The organism is Gordonia sp. CPCC 206044, from assembly GCF_048537895.1.
Taxonomy (GTDB): domain Bacteria; phylum Actinomycetota; class Actinomycetes; order Mycobacteriales; family Mycobacteriaceae; genus Gordonia.
This window is the reverse complement of sequence record NZ_JBCLVL010000003.1, coordinates 401,427-420,459: the sequence shown is the minus strand read 5'-3', so window position 1 is coordinate 420,459 and position 19,033 is coordinate 401,427. Positions and strand designations below refer to the sequence as shown.

Annotated in this window: 20 protein-coding genes; 12 read left to right on the top strand and 8 right to left on the bottom strand. The window is 66.8% G+C overall.

Annotated features, from left to right (window positions below; all coding sequences use genetic code 11):
* Positions 1 to 2: 2 nt before the first annotated feature.
* Positions 3 to 1,820, top strand: a complete 1,818-nt coding sequence (locus tag AAFP35_RS06490; RefSeq protein ID WP_419220728.1) for an MFS transporter — start codon at positions 3 to 5, stop codon at positions 1,818 to 1,820.
* A 417-nt stretch (positions 1,821 to 2,237) separates the two neighbouring features.
* On the opposite strand, the gene AAFP35_RS06485 is transcribed toward AAFP35_RS06490, so the two are convergent.
* The 6 genes from AAFP35_RS06485 to AAFP35_RS06460 all read right to left on the bottom strand — a co-directional run bounded on the left by AAFP35_RS06485 (position 2,238) and on the right by AAFP35_RS06460 (position 6,250).
* Positions 2,238 to 3,494, bottom strand: coding sequence for an HNH endonuclease (locus AAFP35_RS06485; protein ID WP_419220727.1), 1,257 nt, complete (start codon positions 3,492 to 3,494; stop codon positions 2,238 to 2,240).
* A gap of 406 nt (positions 3,495 to 3,900) precedes the next feature.
* Entirely contained in the window at positions 3,901 to 4,191 is a 291-nt protein-coding gene (locus AAFP35_RS06480) for a hypothetical protein (RefSeq protein WP_419220726.1), read from the bottom strand.
* Between the two features lie 23 nt (positions 4,192 to 4,214).
* Positions 4,215 to 4,862, bottom strand: a complete 648-nt coding sequence (locus AAFP35_RS06475) for a hypothetical protein (protein ID WP_419220725.1) — start codon at positions 4,860 to 4,862, stop codon at positions 4,215 to 4,217.
* Positions 4,863 to 4,972: 110 nt separating this feature from the next.
* Positions 4,973 to 5,482, bottom strand: coding sequence for an O-acetyl-ADP-ribose deacetylase (locus tag AAFP35_RS06470; RefSeq protein ID WP_419220724.1), 510 nt, complete (start codon positions 5,480 to 5,482; stop codon positions 4,973 to 4,975).
* 4 nt (positions 5,483 to 5,486) lie between these two features.
* Positions 5,487 to 5,696, bottom strand: coding sequence for a hypothetical protein (locus AAFP35_RS06465; protein WP_419220723.1), 210 nt, complete (start codon positions 5,694 to 5,696; stop codon positions 5,487 to 5,489).
* Between the two features lie 62 nt (positions 5,697 to 5,758).
* Positions 5,759 to 6,250 (bottom strand): hypothetical protein, encoded by a 492-nt coding sequence (locus tag AAFP35_RS06460; RefSeq protein WP_419220722.1) that lies wholly within the window; start codon positions 6,248 to 6,250, stop codon positions 5,759 to 5,761.
* A gap of 112 nt (positions 6,251 to 6,362) precedes the next feature.
* Between AAFP35_RS06460 and AAFP35_RS06455 the strand changes: the two genes are divergently transcribed.
* The 4 genes from AAFP35_RS06455 to AAFP35_RS06440 all read left to right on the top strand — a co-directional run bounded on the left by AAFP35_RS06455 (position 6,363) and on the right by AAFP35_RS06440 (position 10,329).
* A complete protein-coding gene (locus AAFP35_RS06455; RefSeq protein ID WP_419220721.1) occupies positions 6,363 to 6,836 on the top strand; it encodes an NUDIX hydrolase in 474 nt (157 codons plus the stop codon).
* Between the two features lie 131 nt (positions 6,837 to 6,967).
* Positions 6,968 to 7,801 (top strand): aldo/keto reductase, encoded by an 834-nt coding sequence (locus tag AAFP35_RS06450; protein ID WP_419220720.1) that lies wholly within the window; start codon positions 6,968 to 6,970, stop codon positions 7,799 to 7,801.
* A gap of 28 nt (positions 7,802 to 7,829) precedes the next feature.
* Entirely contained in the window at positions 7,830 to 9,032 is a 1,203-nt protein-coding gene (locus tag AAFP35_RS06445) for a pyridoxal phosphate-dependent aminotransferase (protein ID WP_419220719.1), read from the top strand.
* Positions 9,033 to 9,108: 76 nt separating this feature from the next.
* Positions 9,109 to 10,329, top strand: coding sequence for a serine hydrolase domain-containing protein (locus tag AAFP35_RS06440; RefSeq protein ID WP_419220718.1), 1,221 nt, complete (start codon positions 9,109 to 9,111; stop codon positions 10,327 to 10,329).
* A gap of 132 nt (positions 10,330 to 10,461) precedes the next feature.
* Here AAFP35_RS06440 and AAFP35_RS06435 read toward each other — a convergent pair whose 3' ends face one another.
* Positions 10,462 to 11,127 (bottom strand): DUF6891 domain-containing protein, encoded by a 666-nt coding sequence (locus AAFP35_RS06435; RefSeq protein ID WP_419220717.1) that lies wholly within the window; start codon positions 11,125 to 11,127, stop codon positions 10,462 to 10,464.
* A gap of 126 nt (positions 11,128 to 11,253) precedes the next feature.
* On the opposite strand from AAFP35_RS06435, the gene AAFP35_RS06430 reads away from it, so the two are divergent.
* Positions 11,254 to 11,925, top strand: a complete 672-nt coding sequence (locus AAFP35_RS06430; protein ID WP_419220716.1) for a class II aldolase/adducin family protein — start codon at positions 11,254 to 11,256, stop codon at positions 11,923 to 11,925.
* On the top strand, positions 11,922 to 12,836 hold the full coding sequence (locus AAFP35_RS06425) for a carbohydrate kinase family protein (protein WP_419220715.1): 915 nt from the start codon (positions 11,922 to 11,924) through the stop codon (positions 12,834 to 12,836). The genes AAFP35_RS06430 and AAFP35_RS06425 overlap by 4 nt, the downstream gene beginning before the upstream one ends.
* Here the strand turns inward: AAFP35_RS06425 and AAFP35_RS06420 are convergent.
* Complete coding sequence (locus AAFP35_RS06420; RefSeq protein ID WP_419220714.1) at positions 12,833 to 13,423, bottom strand: TetR/AcrR family transcriptional regulator; 591 nt, start codon at positions 13,421 to 13,423, stop codon at positions 12,833 to 12,835. The genes AAFP35_RS06425 and AAFP35_RS06420 overlap by 4 nt on opposite strands.
* Before the next feature lie 102 nt (positions 13,424 to 13,525).
* Between AAFP35_RS06420 and AAFP35_RS06415 the strand changes: the two genes are divergently transcribed.
* From AAFP35_RS06415 to AAFP35_RS06395, 5 genes are all read left to right on the top strand, one after another.
* A complete protein-coding gene (locus AAFP35_RS06415) occupies positions 13,526 to 15,301 on the top strand; it encodes an acyl-CoA dehydrogenase (RefSeq protein WP_419220713.1) in 1,776 nt (591 codons plus the stop codon).
* A 48-nt stretch (positions 15,302 to 15,349) separates the two neighbouring features.
* Positions 15,350 to 16,111 (top strand): SDR family NAD(P)-dependent oxidoreductase, encoded by a 762-nt coding sequence (locus AAFP35_RS06410; RefSeq protein ID WP_419220712.1) that lies wholly within the window; start codon positions 15,350 to 15,352, stop codon positions 16,109 to 16,111.
* Between the two features lie 47 nt (positions 16,112 to 16,158).
* Positions 16,159 to 16,926 (top strand): SGNH/GDSL hydrolase family protein, encoded by a 768-nt coding sequence (locus tag AAFP35_RS06405; protein WP_419220711.1) that lies wholly within the window; start codon positions 16,159 to 16,161, stop codon positions 16,924 to 16,926.
* A 68-nt stretch (positions 16,927 to 16,994) separates the two neighbouring features.
* The gene (locus AAFP35_RS06400; RefSeq protein ID WP_419220710.1) at positions 16,995 to 17,495 is read left to right on the top strand and encodes a PH domain-containing protein; all 501 of its coding nucleotides are present in this window, start codon (positions 16,995 to 16,997) and stop codon (positions 17,493 to 17,495) included.
* Positions 17,482 to 19,002, top strand: coding sequence for a PH domain-containing protein (locus AAFP35_RS06395; protein WP_419220709.1), 1,521 nt, complete (start codon positions 17,482 to 17,484; stop codon positions 19,000 to 19,002). Before AAFP35_RS06400 ends, AAFP35_RS06395 begins: the two co-directional genes overlap by 14 nt.
* Positions 19,003 to 19,033: the final 31 nt, after the last annotated feature.

Here is a 19,033-nt window from a genome sequence, read left to right as displayed (position 1 = left end):
CCATGATCGCCACCCATCCCGCCACACCGCACCCGGACGTCGAGACAACCGACCCGCGGTACAAGTGGATCGCGTTGTCCAACACCACACTCGGGATGCTCATCGCGACCATCAACTCCTCGATCGTCCTGATCGCGCTGCCCGACATCTTCCGCGGCATCCATCTCGATCCGCTGCTGCCCCAGAACACCAGCTACCTGCTGTGGATGATGATGAGCTTCCTCGTCGTCACCGCCGTACTCGTGGTCACCTTCGGCCGCCTCGGCGACATGTTCGGTCGAGCCCGCATGTACAACATGGGTTTCGCCATCTTCACCGTCTCGTCGATCTTCCTGGCCATCACCTGGTTCGACGGCAGTGAGGCGGCGATCTGGCTGATCTTCTGGCGAGTGATCCAGGGCATCGGTGGCGCCTTCCTGATGGCCAACTCGTCGGCCATCCTCACCGACGCCTTCCCCGCCGACCAACGCGGACTCGCGTTGGGCATCAACGGAGTCGCCGCGATCGCCGGCTCGTTCCTCGGCCTGCTCGTCGGCGGTGTCCTCGCACCGATCCAGTGGCACTTCGTCTTTCTGGTCTCGGTGCCCTTCGGAGTGGTCGGAACCGTCTGGGCCTACCTGAGGTTGCGCGACACCGGTCTGCGACGCCGCGCCCGGATGGACTGGTGGGGCAACGTGACATTCGCCGTCGGATTGATCGCGGTCCTTGTGGGGATCACCTACGGCATCCAGCCCCACGGCGACCACAGCATGGGGTGGACGAGCCCGATGGTGCTATCGTGCCTCATCGGTGGCGGATCGTTGCTCGCGGCGTTCGTGGCGATCGAGACCCGCGTGCCGAGTCCCCTGTTCGATCTGCGCCTGTTCGCCAACCGCTCGTTCACGTTCGGCAACATCGCGAATCTGATGTCGTCGATCGGCCGCGGCGGACTCCAGTTCATCCTCATCATCTGGCTGCAGGGCATCTGGCTTCCGCAACACGGCTACAACTTCGAGCAGACACCACTGTGGGCCGCCATTTACATGATCCCGATGACCGTCGGCTTCCTGGTGGTCGCGCCCGTCTCGGGCGCGCTGTCGGATCGACTGGGCACCAAGTGGTTCACCACCACCGGCATGCTCATCACCGCGGGCACGTTCTTCGCCCTGATCGTGATGCCGGTGGACTTCACCTATCTTCCATTCGCGATCGTGTTGCTGCTCAACGGGATCGGGATGGGCCTGTTCTCCTCACCGAACCGGGCCGAGGTGATGAACAGCCTACCCGCCGACGCGCGGGGCTCGGGATCGGGCATGATGGCGACCTTTCAGAACGCCGCCATGGTGCTCTCGATCGGGCTGTTCTTCAGTCTGATGATCACCGGGTTGTCGGAACATCTGCCCAGCGCGATGAGCGATGGACTGACCGCCAACGGGGTGGCCGCGGCGCAAGCGGATCAGATCGCCCAACTCCCCGCCGTCGCCGTCCTCTTCGCCGCCTTCCTCGGCTACAACCCCGTCGAGCACCTCCTCGGCACGCATCTGACGAGCCTGCCGCAGGCCGGCCAGGATGCCTTGACGGGACTGGACTTCTTCCCGCGTCTGATCAGCGACCCGTTTGCCGACGGGCTCTCGGCGGCCTTCACCTTCGCGATCGTCTGCTGTCTGATCGGCGCGGTGGCATCACTGTTCACCGGGGGCCGACGAACAGAACCGGAATCGTTGCCGCGCAACGCCGCCCGATCCCACAGCTCGGCAGGCGCAGACCTGGCGGCGGCGACACACTGCGCCTCGTCGGAAACCCTGCCGGAACTGATCGACGAGCCGACGCGACACCCCTAACTTCTTGTCCTACGCCTGCGTCGAGAATCGAACGTGCGAGCCTCCCGACCTGTCGGCAGGTGGTTTGCGGGGTGTCACGATATGGCCGCCGTTCGGATGCCCCATTCACACTGTGGAGTTTTCAAGGGTCGTACACGACCCAGGGGTCGCCCGCGTCGCCGGTCAGAGGTTGGTGAAAGTTGTGGTAGGTCAGCCTGCTTCGGCTATGAGGATGCACTCGGCATCGAATCCGTGCCCGGGATTCCCACCCACCGCTGATCGAGTAGCCCGCGATGCCCGCCCACCGCTGATCGAGTAGCCCGCGAGGCGCAAGCCGAGCGAGCGTATCGAGATCAACCTCCTGACTGTGCCTCCACTGCAGGCGGTGGCCGCTATGCCGCAGGGGCCGGGGCAGGCGGGCGCTCGGTCGGGACGTGGTCAGGCCGCGAGCGTCATGGTGCGTCTGTTGTAGGCCGGCAATGGAGTCCGTGTCGGGTCGATCTCGGCGGGTGGGATCAGCCAGGGGTGTCGGTCGGCGCCCATGATGATCTCCCAGTCTGATGCGTGGATTTGGGCGTGGCAGGCGGTGCACAACAGGCAGCCGTTGTCGATGACCGTGGCACCACCGTGTGACCAATAAATGATGTGATGGCACTGCGTATACCCCGCGGCGGCTCCGCATTTCACACAGCAGTGATCACGCACGATTAACGCTCTGCGCTGCTGGACGGTGAACAGCCTCGCTGCGTTGCTCACGCCGAGGGGTGCACCGTGCTCGTCGACCTCGAACACGGTGACGGCGGAATCACACGCCACCAGATGGGCCGTGGTCTGGGAGACCGGACCCAACCATTCCAGAGACGCACGATCGGGGTGGTCGGCGGGCACCGTCACACTCACCTGCGTTTTCGGGGCCACCACCATGTCGGCGTCACCGGTTCGAGTGGCTTTGGCCGCGGCATCCAGGATCATCTCCAACGCGTCGGCGCGACGTTGCCCCTTCGAGCGGGCGTCGTCGGATCCGTCGGGCTCGGGCCTCTTCTTCGACAGCGATTCGACCGCGGACACGAACTTCTCACCGGTGACGATGTCGAGGTTGGCGAACACCTCCAACCGGCCATCACCTGTCACGGTGGTGGAGACCTCGTTGATCGTCCGGTCTTCGGCGGCTGGTACACCGTCCTGGTCGTCGGCGATCTGGTTGCCTCGCGCGCGTGCCGCCGCCAGTACTTCGCGTGGAGTGGCACCGGAGAATGCTTGGGCGATCAGGGCGAGTTCGTGTTCGATCACCGACCCCGCCGAGAGTGGTTCTGGTGCGCGTTGGTCGATGTGGGCCATCCCCCGCACCAGTGCGTCGACATGCTCGCCGGAGAACACCCCGTCCGCAGAGTAGGCAGCGATCCGTTCCAGCCGATTCAGGGCGGTCCCGATGCGTAGCCAGCGGTCGGCGACCGCTGGGGCGGCTCCCATCTCGATCAACAGGCCGCGGGTGCGGCCACCGGACCGCTGCGCCACCCCCAACCTGTCCATCGCCGCCACGTGCACCGCCAACTGGTGATCGACCAGGTTACGTACCTCCATCAATGTCTTCGTGGTCTCGAAGACCTGGCGACCGGACGCATCAGCGTCGATCGTCACCTCACGCAGCAGCGGTATCAGGGTGTCCAACGGCATGACTCGATTGTAGTCGAACATACGTGCCCCTGGAAGGGTTCATCCACAGTTATCCGACTGTGCGGCAACGTCTTTCACTACCACAGTCGTCACCCATTGCCATTGTAGAGGCACCCTCCGACAGGTTCAGCGCGGTGAGTCCTGTTGTTGTACAGGGGTAGTCCTTATCCGCTGATCGAGTAGCGTCCGAGCGCTAGCCAGGCAGCATATCGAGATCTGTTGCGAGAGTGTTGGTCTCGATACGGTGTCTCCATCCCACACCTGCCTACGCAATGTCTTCGACCATCACCCTGGCATCGAAGAACGGTCACCCACGCCGACCGTCCGCACCGGCAACAATTCGGCGATCGACTCCCACTACTCATCCGAGCACTCCTGAAACCGCGACAGTCCCACAGGCTCACGCAACGACTCAAACAGCCTTGGGTCAGTCGTGGAACTCGTTCTTGGGTAATCGCGGTCGGGCACCGGCAGGCCACCTGCGGCCGGGCACACGCAACGTCCAGCCTGCCGGCGGCACGGTGAAGTCCATCCACCGCCCGTCACCGAGCCACAGCGACCACAGATCCTCGTCGGGAAAATCGCCCATCCGGACGAACAGACTCCGACCGGACACCTCCGCGGTCATCCAACCCTGATCATCCGGATCGTCGTCGAACACCGCGGTGGCGACCAACGCAGCCTCGAGGTCGTCCACCCGATCGGATCGGCTGACCATGATGTCGATGTCCTTTCGTGTGTTCAGTCGTCGAGACGTACGGTGCTGACGGCTGCCGCGATCGAGGTACGGAACGTCGCACCCTCACGGGCCGGCGCAGTGCCCGTCGCATGCACGAGATAGGCGACGTTGCCACGCCGATAGGCAGCGTAACGGATTGCGCAATACCAGGTTTGATCATCGCCGACATAGGTGCCCGTCTGCATCGACGACCCCTCGTTGCGAAAGCCGGGCTGAGTGCGGGTCGCCTCGAGTTCGTGCCATTCGGGCAGACCGCGCGCCTCCACGAAAGCGTGGTCGATCAGGTCACCGATGACCACCGCATGATCGACGACGAACCTCGTCAGGACGATGGCGATGGTGCCGTCGTTGCCGTGGTCGGCGATGAACAGCCGCAGATAGCCCGGCGCGGTGGCACTGCGCCACGTGTCGGCATCGATGTCGACGAGGATCTCCCCGGGCACGGACCGCTCGTCGACCACCCGATTCGCCGAGACCGCCATCCGCTGCAGCCGGTCGAGGATCGGAATCGTCTCACGTGCCGATGCCCGCGGTCGTCGGGCCTGCGCCGCCGCGCCGTAGGCGAAGGTGTGCGGCCGCAGCACGGTCGGCTCCACGATCCGCGGTTCACGGATGCCCGCGTCGACACGGTCCGTCGACTCCGTCGTCATCGGTGTCCACGCATCCGATCGGTGGTCGCGATCACGACCACCTCGACGTGCGCGACGCTCCCCCTGATTTCGGCCACCTTGCGAGGATAGTCAGGAGTGTCGACGAATGCTCAGATCAGCGCCCGGCGTGTGCGATCGGCCACGTCGGGCGAAAAGGCAACCAGCGTAACGAGTTCGACAGCACAATTCGAATCTTTGACAGCACGAACCTGCTGGTGGACCGCGTCGTCGAGGGGCCATCCGTACGCTCCACCGGAGATCAGTGGGAACGCGATCGAGCGGGCGCCCAGAGCGTCGGCCAGTCGCAGACTGCGGCGGTAACACGCGGCCAACAATTCGGAGCGGTCGTCGCGATCGGAGAAGACCGGGCCGACGGTGTGGATGACCCAGCGTGCGGGCAGCGCGCCCGCGGTGGTGGCCACCGCCGCGCCGGTCTCGAGCCCCGACGGCAGAGTTGTCTCGCGCAGCAGCCGGCACTCGGCCAGGATCGCCGGGCCACCTCCCCGATGGATGGCACCGTCGACGCCGCCACCGCCGAGCAGCGACGAGTTCGCCGCGTTGACGATGACGTCGGCATCGACCCGGGTGATGTCGCCGGTCACGACATCGATGGCGGCCATCGGGTCAGTAGGAGTTGCCGTTGTGGTTCTTCTTCGAGGAGCGCAGCAGCACCCAGCCGCCGTAGATCGCGAGTGCGACGAAGGCGATCCAGAAAAGGCCCTTGAGCAAGGGACCGACGATGGCGAGCGCGAGGAGCACCACCGCGATGATGCCGAGAATCTTCCAGAAGCCGAGGCCCTGGGAGGTGGTTCCGTTCTGAGTTGGTGTGGTCATGACTCCACTGTGCGCTCGTCGCGGTGATAAATCACCAGGCGCGAGCGCATATCGGGGAAAGATCAGGGGTATCCCTGACGCTCGACCGGGTGGTTGCCCTCGGCGCTGCGTGGCAGCTGTACGGCCTCGGTATAGGAGCATCCCAGTTCGTCGGGCGAGCCGAATCCACAGCGGTCCCGAAACCAGGCGACGGTGATCTCCGCGATGCGCCGACGAGACCTGCTCATCAGGTATCCGTGCGTGCAGTCGGTGAACGCGTCGTCGTAGAACCACCGATCGAGCGCGTCGCGTGGCACGCTGTGCGACGCGAGTAGCGGTGCAGACATCGCGACCGTGGACAGCCGGACGATGAAGGTCCCCGACGACAACGCCTGGATCTGAGCGCAGTCGACCTCCGGGGCGTCGTCGCCGACGTGCACCCCGCACGGACCGATGTCCACGATGGCCGCCCGGGACATGTCGGCGAGGGATTCGACGAGCCACCGATCCATCGCCACCCAGTCCATGCCCGACGACGTGTCCGACCGCGGGTCGGGTTGCTGATGGGTGGTCACGGTGCCTCCTACGTGTCCGAACGTGCTCCTCATCCTCGGACGCACAGTGAATCATCGGGCACCGACAACACCGTGTTACCTGGGCCGTGCCGCGCACGGCAGTATGGCGGGTATGCCGATCCCGGACTTCATCCGCGAACTGCGCCGCCATGTCGGACACGACCCACTGTGGCTGTCCGGGGTGAGCGCCGTGGTGGTCGACGACACCGGTCGTGTCCTGCTCACCCACCGCGCCGACACGCACGAATGGGCGGTGGTGTCGGGCGTCCTGGAGCCGGGTGAGCAACCCGCCCGCGCCATTGTTCGCGAGATCGTCGAGGAAACCGGTACCCACGCCGAGGTTCTCCGGCTGACCAGTGTCGACGTCACGCCGATGATCACCTACCCGAACGGCGACCGGACGCACTACCTCGACGTGTGTTTCCTCGCCCGGCATCTGTCGGGCGAACCGCATCCGGCCGACGACGAGAACACCGCGGTCGCCTGGTTCGCTCCCGACGAGCTGCCCGCCTCGCTGGCCGCGACCTCTCGACTGCGGATCGACAAGGCCCTGCGTGACGACCCGCGGGCCTGGTATCGCACCTGACGGGCGGTGGGCGCGGTCGACACCGCGCTGCGGTCCGCGATCGGGGCACGTCGGAATACACGAGCGCGGTGATCCCTTACACCAATCGTGGTCGCATCGACGCGACCCCGACCACGACGAAAGGTGACCAGGTGCCCGTTCCGTCAATCACTCTCAACAACGGTGTGACGATCCCGCAGCTCGGGTTCGGGGTCTTCCAGATCCCACCGGAGCAGACCCGCGAGGCGACGCTGACCGCGCTCGAGCTGGGTTACCGGCACATCGACACCGCCGAGATGTACGGCAACGAGAAGGGCGTCGGTGAGGCCGTCCGCGACTCCGGCCTGCGCCGCGACGAGGTGTTCATCACCAGCAAGCTCAACAACGGCTTCCACGCGTACGACGACGCGCTGGCCGCCGCGGACCGGACACTCGCCGACCTCGGCGTCGACGCGGTGGATCTGTTCCTGGTGCACTGGCCGATGCCGGGCAGCGACATCGACTACGTCCAGACGTGGCGCGCCATGGAGAAGATCTACGCAGACGGCAAGGCGCGTGCGATCGGTGTCTCCAACTTCCAGCAGGCCCATCTCGAACGGCTCTTCGCCGAGACCGAGATCGTGCCCGCCGCCAACCAGATCGAGGTCCATCCCTATCTGACCCAGAACTCGCTGCGCGCCTTCAACGCCGACCACGGCATCGCCACCGAGGCCTGGTCGCCGATCGCGAAGGGTGCGGTCGCCGACGATCCCGTCATCGGCAAGATCGCCCAGGAGAAGGGCCGCAGCCCCGCACAGGTCACGCTGCGTTGGCACATCCAGCGTGGCGACATCGTGTTCCCCAAGTCCGTGACGCGCTCACGGGTCCAGGAGAATCTCGAACTCTTCGACTTCGAACTGTCCCCCGAGGACGTCGCGGCCATCGACGGGCTCAATCGCGACGAACGCACCGGGCCCGACCCGGACACGTTCAACCTGATTCCGTGACGATCGCTCATGGGGCCACAATGGCCCCATGAGCATCTCCCCCACACGGATCTCACGCCGCGCAGAATCGGTTGCCCCGTTCTACGCCATGGAGTTCGCCAAGCATGCCGCCGAGCTGCAGGCAGCCGGCCACGACGTCGTGAAGCTCAGCATCGGCGAACCCGACTTCGGTGCTCCCCCAGCGTTTCTGGCCGCCGTCCGGGAACTGACCGACGGCAGGCCACTGGCGTACACCGACGCGTTGGGACTGCCGGAACTGCGGGCGGCGATCGCCGATTTCCACGCGACACATTTCGGGGCACAGGTGCCCGCCGAGCGTGTGGTGGTGACGTCGGGTGCCTCAGCCGCCCTGTTGCTCGCTTGCGCCGCCCTCATCGACCCCGGCGACGAGGTGTTGGTCGCCGATCCGTCGTACCCGTGCAACAGACAGTTCGCCGAGGGTTTCGGTGCGCGGGTGCGCCTCGTCCCGACGACACCGGCCACCCGGTTCCAACTCACCGCCGACCTCGTCGCCGAGACGTGGGGTCGCGACACGCGCGGGGTGATGATCGCGTCGCCGTCGAACCCGACCGGGACGTCGGTGCCCCACGACGAACTCGTGCAGATGTGCGGACAGATCGGTGAGCGCGGCGGTTGGCGCATCGTCGACGAGATCTATCTCGGGCTCGCCGACGACGCGGACGGCCGCGGCACGCGCAGCATCCTGGCCGACGACCCGGACGCCATCGTCGTCAACAGTTTCTCGAAGTACTGGGGTCTCACCGGCTGGCGGCTGGGATGGTGTGTGGTGCCCGACGATCTGGTCCCGGTCATGGAGCGGCTCGCCCAGAATTACTACATCTGCCCGCCCACACCGTCGCAGCTCGCGGCGCTGACCTGCTTCACCGACGAAACCCTCGTGCTGGCGCAGGCGCGTCGCGAGGAGTTCCGGATCCGGCGCGACCTCGTCATCGACGGTCTGGCCCGCATCGGATTGGACGTACCTGTCGTGCCCGATGGCGCCTTCTACGTCTACATCGACGTGCGCAGCACGGGACTGACATCCTGGGAGTTCTGCGCGAGAGCGCTGCACGAGGCGCATGTCTCGCTCACGCCGGGCAAGGACTTCGGCCATCACACCGCCGACGATCACATCCGACTGTCGTATGCGGCCTCGGTCGACGACCTCACAGAAGGTATCCGTCGCCTCGGTGAGTTCGTGTCGTCTCTGCCGACCCACGGGGGCCGATGACCGCGGACCGGGTCCGACCGCGTGTCTGCAGGACGCCCCGGCCGTGCGACGTCCCGACACCTCTACACTGCGCCACATGAGTACCCCGGTCGCCGATCCCCGCACTGTTGCCCAGGCACTCGACGAGGTCACCACCGCCGCCACGACGGGCTCACCCCGAATGCCGGGCGTGGTCGCCGGGGTGACCACCGACGCTCGGACGATCGCGATGTCCGCCGCCGGGGTGCGCGCGATCGATCGGCCCGACGCGATGACCACCGACACCGTGTTCGCGATGTTCTCGGCCACCAAGGCGATCACCGGCACCCTCGCGCTGAAGCTCGTCGAGAAGGGCTTGCTCGACCTGGATGCGCCCGCCAGGCAGTACGCGCCGCGTTTGGCGAACGCGCAGGTGATCGAAGGCTTCGACGACAACGGCAACCCGCGGCTGCGCAATCCGAAGACCGACATCACCACCCACCAACTCCTCACCCACACAGCAGGTTTCGGTTACGACTTCTTCAACGAGACGTACTCACGGCTGGCCCGCGAACTCGGGGTACCCGGCGTGATCAGCGGCAAGCTGGCTTCGCTGGAGACACCACTGTTGTTCGATCCGGGCACCGAGTGGGAGTACGGCTCCAACATGGACTGGGCGGGCCTGGTCATCGAGGGCGTGACCGGAATGCGACTCGGCGAGGCGATGTCGGAGTACGTGTTCTCGCCACTGGGGATGTCCGAGACGTCGTTCGGTCTCGGCTGGGAGTCCGCCGGGCGCCGCGCGACGATGCATCATCGCGCGGCCGACGGTTCGTTGCGCGCCGATCACCGATGGGCGCTGCCCGAGAACCCGGAAGTGCAGATGGGTGGGCACGGACTGTATTCCACCGTGCGCGACTACCTGTCGTTCATCCGCATGTGGCTCAACGACGGCCGGTCCGACAGCGGCGACCAGGTCCTTCGCCCCGAGACGGTGGCCTTTGCCGAACGCAACCACCTCGGTGATCTCGCGGTGAAACGCCTGCCCGGGGTGAACCCGCGGATCGCCAACGACTGTGAGTTCTTCCCCGGCATGCCGAAATCGTGGGGCCTGACGTTCATGATCAACGACCAGGACGCGCCCACCGGCCGACCGGCCGGCTCATTGGCATGGGCCGGTCTGGCCAACCTCTACTACTGGATCGACCGCCGTACCAAGATCGGCGGCTTCTGGGCGACACAGGTCTTTCCGTTCGCCGATCCGACCGCACTCGATCGCTACCTCGACTTCGAGACCGCGATGTACCGCGTGCTGGGCGAGACGTCGAGCGCCGGCTGACGTCGACGAGAGCGAACACATTGTGCCGTGGATCCGGGCCGTCTGGTGACCCGGATCCACGGCACTGATCCCGCTACGAATGGCGACGGTGCCAACGCGCACCGCCGCCATTCTCCCCAATCCCCCGGGGCCTCAGATACCGCTGTGTGGCAGCGGTTTTCGCCACTGCGGAACGTGCACGACGATGCGGTCACGGCGCGCCTGCGACCACCGGACATCCAGTCCGTGACGCTGTAGGGTGGCGACGATCTGCTCGCCGACCAGCGTCTCGGTGCGCTCGTAGGCGGTGCGCTCGGCCTGCACATCACCGTCGGACATCGCGTCGAGCAACTCCTCCGGCAATGACGGATGCGGCCGAAATGCGCTGTACCCCAGGTAGAGCATCGGGTCGTCGTCGGCGAGGCGCTCGGCATCCTGCTCGTGGAAGAAGACATACGCCCACTCGCGGAACAGATACCAGTCGTCACGATCCGGGTCGGGGGTGCGCTGCGCGTCGATCTCCTGCGTGGCACAGCGGCTGCAGCAGGAGAAGTTCATCCGGGCGAGGATGCCGGCCGCGTCGAGTTCTGCGAACGCATCGGCCAGACGGCCGTAATCGCCGGTGTCGGACCATCCGCGCTGCTCGTCGATCCGCTGCGCCCACAGCTGCCGCGCGACGGCAAGCGCATCGTCGGTGTCGGCCCCGACATCTTCTGCCCAGTCCCGCACGTCGGCCTCGAGCTCGAGGCGATCGACGAAGCCCGGGATCACACGAGACCTGACCAGTTCACGAAGATCGGTGAGATCCTCGGCGCGCATCATCCCTCCCATCGACGGCTGTTGGACATTGGACGCGCGTGAGCCGCTCTCGGTTCCGTCAATCCGTCCGGTTCGTCCGAACGGATGACCCACGCTCGGAGGACACCGGCGGCGTAGTCTCTCACCGTGTCCACCACCGACCTGCGATTCCCCGATCTACGCGCCGCCCTGGCGACAGCAGCACATCGACTCGCGGCCGCCGGGATGACGCACGGTACCGGCGGCAACCTCTCGGTCCGGGCCGATGAGCACGTCCTGCTCACCCCCTCGGGGTGCCGGCTCGCCGACGTCACCGCCGAACAGATGGTCCTCGTCGACCATTCCGGGACGGTCGTCGAGTCGACCCAGCACACACCGACTTCCGAATTGCACATCCATCTCGACGTGTACCGGCGGACGTCGGCGACCGCGGTCGTGCACGCGCATCCGGTCAGCTCGATCGCGGTGGCGAACATCGTCGACGAACTCCCGGTGGTGCACTACACGGCGGCGCTGCTCGGTGGTTCCATCCGGGTGGCACCGTATGCGGTGTTCGGCAGCCGGGAACTCGGCGACGGCGTCGCCGACGCACTCACCGATCGCACCGCAGCTCTGATGCGCAACCACGGATCGGTGGCGTACGGCGACGACCTCGAATCCGCTTGCGACCGCATCGAACTGGTCGACTGGCTGGCCGACGTCTACCTGCGCTCGGCAGCCGTCGCCGCCCCCGCGACCCTCGACCCCGACGCTGTCGTGGAGGTCATCACCACCGCTGTGCGCCGCCAGTACACACCGTTCCCCGGGAGGAAAGCATGAGAGTCGCCACCTTCGGAGCCCACGTCCTCGACGTGTTGGCCACCCCCGTCGACGAGATCCCCGAGGGGCAGGGCGCGGCACTGGTACGCGACATCCGGATGTCGGCGGCGGGTCCGGCCGGCGGCACCGCGCTCACCTTGGCCAAACTCGGTGCCGAGGTGTACACCGTCGGCGCGGTCGGCGACGACGATCCGGGTCGTCTGCTCGCCGATGCGCTCGGTCGATTCGGCGTCGACACCACCCACCTGCTGACCACGGCTCAGCCGACGTCGATGAGCGTGTTGCCCATCCGCAGCAACGGCGACCGTCCGGCCCTGCACCTGCCGGGCGCCAACCTCGCGTACCCGCTGGCCGAGGCACCACTGGAGTTGCTGACCGGTGTCGATCACGTGCACATCGGGGCACCCGAGCTGCTCAACCCGCCCGAACTCGCACCCCTGCTCGCCGACATCCGGGCGACCGGGACCACGGTGTCCGCGGACATCCTGGCCGACGGCGATCCCGGCGTGCTCGCCTGGATCGAACCCGTACTCGCACACCTGGATTACCTGCTGCCCAACGACGATCAGGTCCGCGGGTTCACCGGTGAGACCAATCTGATCACCGGGTGTCGCATGCTGATCGAGCAGGGCGTGTCCTGTGTGGCACCCACCGCGGGCGCCGACGGCGCCTATGTGGTGACCGCCGACGACGCCGAACATGCACCCGCGCAGGAGGTCTCGGTGGTCGACACCAGCGGCTGCGGCGATGCGTTCTCGGCCGGCTTCCTCGCCGCACGCGGACACGACCTGGATCTACTCGACTCGGCCCGTGTCGGATGCGCGGTGGCAGGCATCGTGGCCACCGGACTCGGCAGCGATCACGGCGACTTCACCTGGGGTTCGATCACCGGAACGCCTCTGGGCATCTAGACCGATCGCACCATCCGCACCGCGAGGTCCGCGTATGCCCGACCGAGCGCCACCGGGTCCCGGTGGGTGCGTGACGGGAACCAGCGACACACATCCACACACAGCGACGACAAGGCGAGTACCGCATCGTCGGGTTCGGTGGCGTCGAACTCGCCCGACGCCACGCCGTGACGGACGATCACCGTCAGCACCTCGGTCGTCTCGCGCCGGATCGCGGCGATCTCTCGATAGTGCGCCCGCGTCAGACCGTGCAGTTCGTACTGGACGACCTTGGCGTGATCGTGATGGCGGGCCTGCCATCGAGTGAACTCACTGACCACCGCACGCAGGCGCTCGCCTGCCGGCTGCGTGTCGTCGTCCACGGCGCGCAGAGCCGCGAGCACCCCGCGATGCCCCTCGAGGGCGATCGCGTAGAGCAGTTCCTCCTTGGAGCGGTAATGCGGATACATCGCCGCCGCACTCATGTTCAGCCGCTTGGCGATCTGCCGCGTCGACGTCCCGCCGTACCCGACCTCGGCGAACGACGCGATCGCTGCGTTGCGGATCCGCTCCGCCGCGACGGAGTCGGTGCCCCGCGTACTCGTCATCGCGCGCCTCATCTTCTGTCTCGTTGACCCGACCGACCTGTACGATGCATCATAAGCGAGCGCTTAGAAAATGAGCGACTGCTTATGCGACGAAGGAGTCCGATGGCCGCCCCACTGTCCCGCCGGGATCTGGAGTTCCTACTCTACGAATGGCTCGATGCCGAGGCTCTGACCCGCCGTGACCGGTTCGCCGAACACTCCCGTGAGACCTTCGACGCCGTCCTCGAACTCAGCGAGGACATCGCCGTGAAGTGCTTCGCCCCCGTGAACAAACTCGGCGACCAGAACGAACCGTACGTCGGCGACGACGGCAAGGTGGTGTTGCCCGCGGAGATCTCGGCGGGTATCGACGAGTTCCGCAAGGCCGGGCTGATGGCCGGATCGTTCGACGAAACACTCGGCGGGATGCAACTCCCGACCGTGATCAGCCGCGCGTCGAGTGCCTGGTTCCAGGCCGCCAACGCCGCGATGTCGTCCTACGCCTTCCTGACCGTCGGCAATGCCAATCTGTTGGCCGAGTACGGCACACCCGAACAGATCGACACCTGGGTGCGACCGATGGTCGAGGGCCGCTTCTTCGGGACGATGTGCCTGTCCGAGCCACAGGCCGGGTCGTCGCTGGCCGACATCACCACCAAGGCCCAGCCTGCGCCCGACGGCACGTACCGGATCACGGGCACCAAGATGTGGATCTCGGCTGGAGAGCACGAACTCGCCGAGAACATCGTGCACCTCGTCCTTGCCAAGGCGCCCGGGGGTGGTCCGGGCGTCAAGGGCATCTCGCTGTTCGTCGTGCCGAAGTATCTCGCCGACGGCACCCGCAACGACGTCGCCCTGGTGGGCCTCAACCACAAGATGGGCAATCGCGCGACCACCAACACCCTGCTCAATTTCGGCGACGGAACCCATCGTCCGACAACCGAATCGGGTGCGGTGGGCTACCTCGTCGGCGAGGAGCATCGCGGCCTGTCGTACATGTTCCACATGATGAACGAGGCCCGCATCGGTGTCGGATTCCTCGCCACCGCTCTGGGGTACGCCGGCTATCTGGCCTCGCTGGAGTATGCCAAGGTACGCACCCAGGGCCGCCCGGTCGATCAGAAGGACCCGTCCTCGTCGCCGGTCCCGATCATCGAGCACGCCGACGTCAAGCGGATGCTGCTCGCCGAGAAGTCCTACGTCGAAGGTGCGCTGGCGCTCGAGTTGTACTGCAGCGCACTGGTCGACGAGCAGGCCACCACGACCGGTGACGCACACGCCCGCGCATCGTTGCTGCTCGACGTCCTCACGCCGATCGCCAAGAGCTGGCCGTCGCAGTGGTGCCTGGAGGCCAACAGTCTGGCCATCCAGATCCACGGCGGCTACGGCTACACCAAGGAGTTCGACGTCGAGCAGTACTACCGCGACAACCGACTCAATCCCATCCACGAGGGCACCCACGGCATCCACGGCCTCGACCTCCTCGGTCGCAAGGTCGTGATGGGCGACGGCAAGGGGCTCGCTCTGCTCGCCGAGACGATCGGTGCGACCATCGACCGTGCGTCGTCGAGCCAGGCGACCGCCGGGCACGCGGCCGACCTGCGAAAGTCGTTGGACCAGTTGATCTCGGCGACTGCCAAGGCGTGGTCCACCGGCGATCCGGCGGTGGCGCTGGCGAATGCGACCGCATATCTGGAGGCCGCCGGACACATCGTCGTCGCCTGGCTGTGGCTCGAACAGCTACTCGCGGTGGGCGAGCACACCGGCGACTTCTACGACGGGAAACGTGCTGCGGCGCAGTACTTCTTCCGCTACGAACTGCCGAAGACCGAGCCCCAGCTGGCGCTCGTCTCGGCGTGCGACCGCACCACGCTCGACACCGATCCCGCCTGGCTGTAGAGCCGTCACCCGATTCCACAGACACCGACGTACACGAGGAGACCATAGATGTCCGTACTGGACCTGTTCGACATGACCGACAAGGTGGTCGTCGTGACCGGAGCATCCTCCGGACTCGGCGTCTCGTTCGCCAAGGGATTCGCGGAAGCCGGCGCCGACGTCGTGCTCGCCGCACGCCGCGCCGAACGACTCACCGACACCGCAGCCGCAGTGGAGGCCTTGGGACGCAAGGCATTGTCGGTGCCGGCCGACGTCGCCGACCCCGAGCAGTGCCAGGCCGTCGTCGACAAGGCGATGGCGACCTTCGGGCGGGTCGACGTCCTGATCAACAATGCGGGCATCGGCACCGCGTTCCCCGCTACCCGCGAGACCCCCGATCAGTTCCGCCAGGTCATCGACGTCAACCTCAACGGTTCGTACTGGATGGCGCAGGCCTGTGGCCGGGTCATGCAACCGGGCAGCGCCATCGTCAACATCTCGAGCGTCCTGGGCATCACCACCGCCGGACTCCCCCAGGCCGCCTACGCCTCCAGCAAGGCCGGCGTCATCGGATTGACCCGAGACCTGGCCCAACAGTGGGGTTCGCGCAAGGGGATTCGCGTCAACGCCATCGCACCCGGCTTCTTCGCCAGCGAGATGACCGACACCTATCACGACGGATACCTGGAGACACAGCTGCCCCGCGTCGTGTTGGGCCGGATGGGCAATGGCGACGAACTGGCCGCCACGGCGATCTGGTTGGCGTCGGCGGCCGCCGGGTATGTCACCGGGCAGACGTTGGCCGTCGACGGTGGCGTGACGATCACCTAGCAAGCGAGCCACTCACAAACGGGAGACCCCGGAGATCAAGGAGCACAGTGCGTTACGTTGCGGTCGGTGACAGTTTCACCGAGGGCGTCGGCGACGAGCCATCGGGCCCGGACACCCCACGCGGATGGGCCGACCTCGTCGCTGCGGGACTCGCAGCCGCAAACGGCGGCATCGATTATGCCAACCTCGCGGTGCGCGGCCGCCTGCTCGCACCGATCGCCACCGAGCAGATCGACGCTGCGCTCGCACTGGATCCGCTGCCGACGGTGATGACGTTCAACGGTGGCGGCAATGACGCGCTGCGTCCGGGCATCGATCCGGCACACCTGCTCGATCTCATCCGCACCGCTGTCCGCCGGGCCCGTGACGCGGGGATCGACGTGGTCGTGCTGGCGGGCGCCGACCCGTCCGACGGCCTGCCGTTCGGCTCGACGATCCGCCGCCGGTGCGCCCACCTGACGGACGAGACGGGAGTCATCGCGGCCCAGGAGGGCGCCACGTTCGTCGATGTCTTCCACGACGAGGAGATCCGCGGCCCCGGTTACTGGTCGGACGACCGGCTGCACCTCAACCCCACCGGTCATCGCCGGGTCGCGGCATTGGTCCTGCAGGCCATGGGAGTCGACGACGCCGTGCTACCGGACCCGCCTGCACCGCACCCCGGCTACGGCCTCACCGACGACCTGCGCTTCTATCGTGGCCATCTGGCCCCGTGGGTGATGCGACGGCTGCGCAGGCAGTCCTCGGGTGACCTGCGCGCGGCGAAGTACTCGACCTGGACGGCCGTCGCGCCGAACGCCGCGGATCGCCTCTGAGTGAGGCGAGGTCGTCGTGCTCGCGTCCGCACCCGGACGAACACACGATGGCCATAGACTGGGCGCCGATGGACTCCACACCGCATGCCCTGCTTCGCGAGCCGGTCCACCAGGTCGACCAGCGCGCGAAGACGATGTGGCGCACCGCACCGCTGATCCCGGGCATCGTGCTCCTCGCCATCTGCGTGGTGGTCGCCGCCCTTGCCGAACCGGTGCGCCTGCCCGCCATCATCGTCGGTGTTCTCACCATTGCCGTGACCGCCTTTTACGCGATCGTTGTCCCGTTGTGGCGCTACCGTTTTCATCGCTGGGAGATCAGCGACGACGCGGTCTACACCCAGTCCGGCTGGTTCGTCCGCAGCCGCGTGATCATCCCGATCGCACGCATCCAGATCGTCGACACCGCGGCCGGGCCCATCGAACAACTGCTGAATCTCGCGACATTGACGGTGACGACGGCGTCGTCGGCGGGCACGATCCGCATCGTCGGGCTCGACGCAGAGGTGGCCCGCCGCACCGCCGCCGACCTCACCGTCCGCACCCAGACCCACACCGATGACGCGACCTGAGCCCGCCGTACGCGCCGACGACCGACCGGACGAGTGGCACCGACTGTCCCCCTGGATGATCGCGGTGCGCCCGATCGAGCAGTTGCCCCAGCTGTTCCCGCTGATCCTGGCGATCGTGTTCGCCGGTCGTGGCGCCCCGGATGTGGGCGTCGTACTCACCATCGTCGCGGTCCCGTTGGTGACGGTGGTGCCGTGGCTCATGACGCGTTACCAGGTCACCGACGAACACGTGCGCCTGCGCACCGGCCTGATCACACGCAAGGTCGCGACGGCACGGCGCGACCGTATCCGCAGTGTCGATCTGACCGCGTCCCCGCCCCACCGCATCCTGCGCCTGACCAAGATCCGTATCGGCACCGGGACCGACAAGGGCGCGTCGACGGTGGAGCTCAACGCCATCGGGTCGACCGATGCCCAGGCCCTCTACGCGCGGCTCATGGACACCGCCAGAGCACCGAGCGACCAGACCCCCGCCGACGAGCCGTCGCCTCCGGAGGTGTTGTCGCGCCTGGACATGTCCTGGTTACGGTTCGCACCGTTCTCGTTGACCGGTTTCGCAACAGCCGCCGCGGCGGCCGGGCTGGCCGCACAGGCCGCCAACGAAGCCGGCCTCTTCGAGCGCGGTGCCACGGCCGCCGAACGTGTCGTCGACACCGTGCGCGACATCCCGGTCGCCGTGCTGGTGGTCGGCATAGTGGTCGCGGTTCTCGTCGTCGGCGTGGCGCTGTCGGTGGCGGGCTATCTGCTCGCGTACTGGAACTTCTCCCTCACCCGCCGCCGCGACGACCACACCCTGCACGTCCGGCGCGGATTGCTGACCACCAACGTCACCAGCCTCGACGAGAACCGCATCCGCGGCATCCACTTTCACGAACCGATCCTGATGCGCCCGGTCGGCGGTGCACGCCTGCAGGCGATCGCGACAGGCTCGGACAAGACCCCGCTCCTGTTACCACCGGCTCCCGCCGCCGAGGCGGTCCGGGTCGGCGAGCTGGTGGCACACGACGGCGACGAGCTGACCGGGCACCTACGACGACACGGTGCGGGTGCACTCGCCCGTCGCGTCACCCGCAGCATCTGGGGCGGGGCGGTGATCGCCGCGGCGGTGGTCGTCGGCGTGGTCGTCGGACCGTTGCCGTGGCCATGGGTCGTCGTCGGCGCGCTCGTGCTGCTCGGCTCGGTCGCGCCGGGACTGATCCGCTATCGCCACCTCGGTGTGCGGGTCAGCGAGCGGTCCGTGGTGATCGCTCCACCCCGCCTCGCCCGACACCGCTATGCGATCGACCGCGACGGAGTGGTCGGATGGACCACACGGGCCTCGTGGTTCCAGCGACGACGCGGCGTCGAGACAACGGTGCTCGCCACGGCGGCGGGCACCGAGGCCTACGCCGCGGTCGATCTCGAACCGACGGCATCGACCATGGTGATGACAACGGTGTCCCCCGATCTGCTCGCACCGTTTGTGGTCCGTTCGGACGAAACCGGGTCGATCGACCAGGTTTCTTGAGACGCTTTGACGAATCAGTCCCACACTCCAT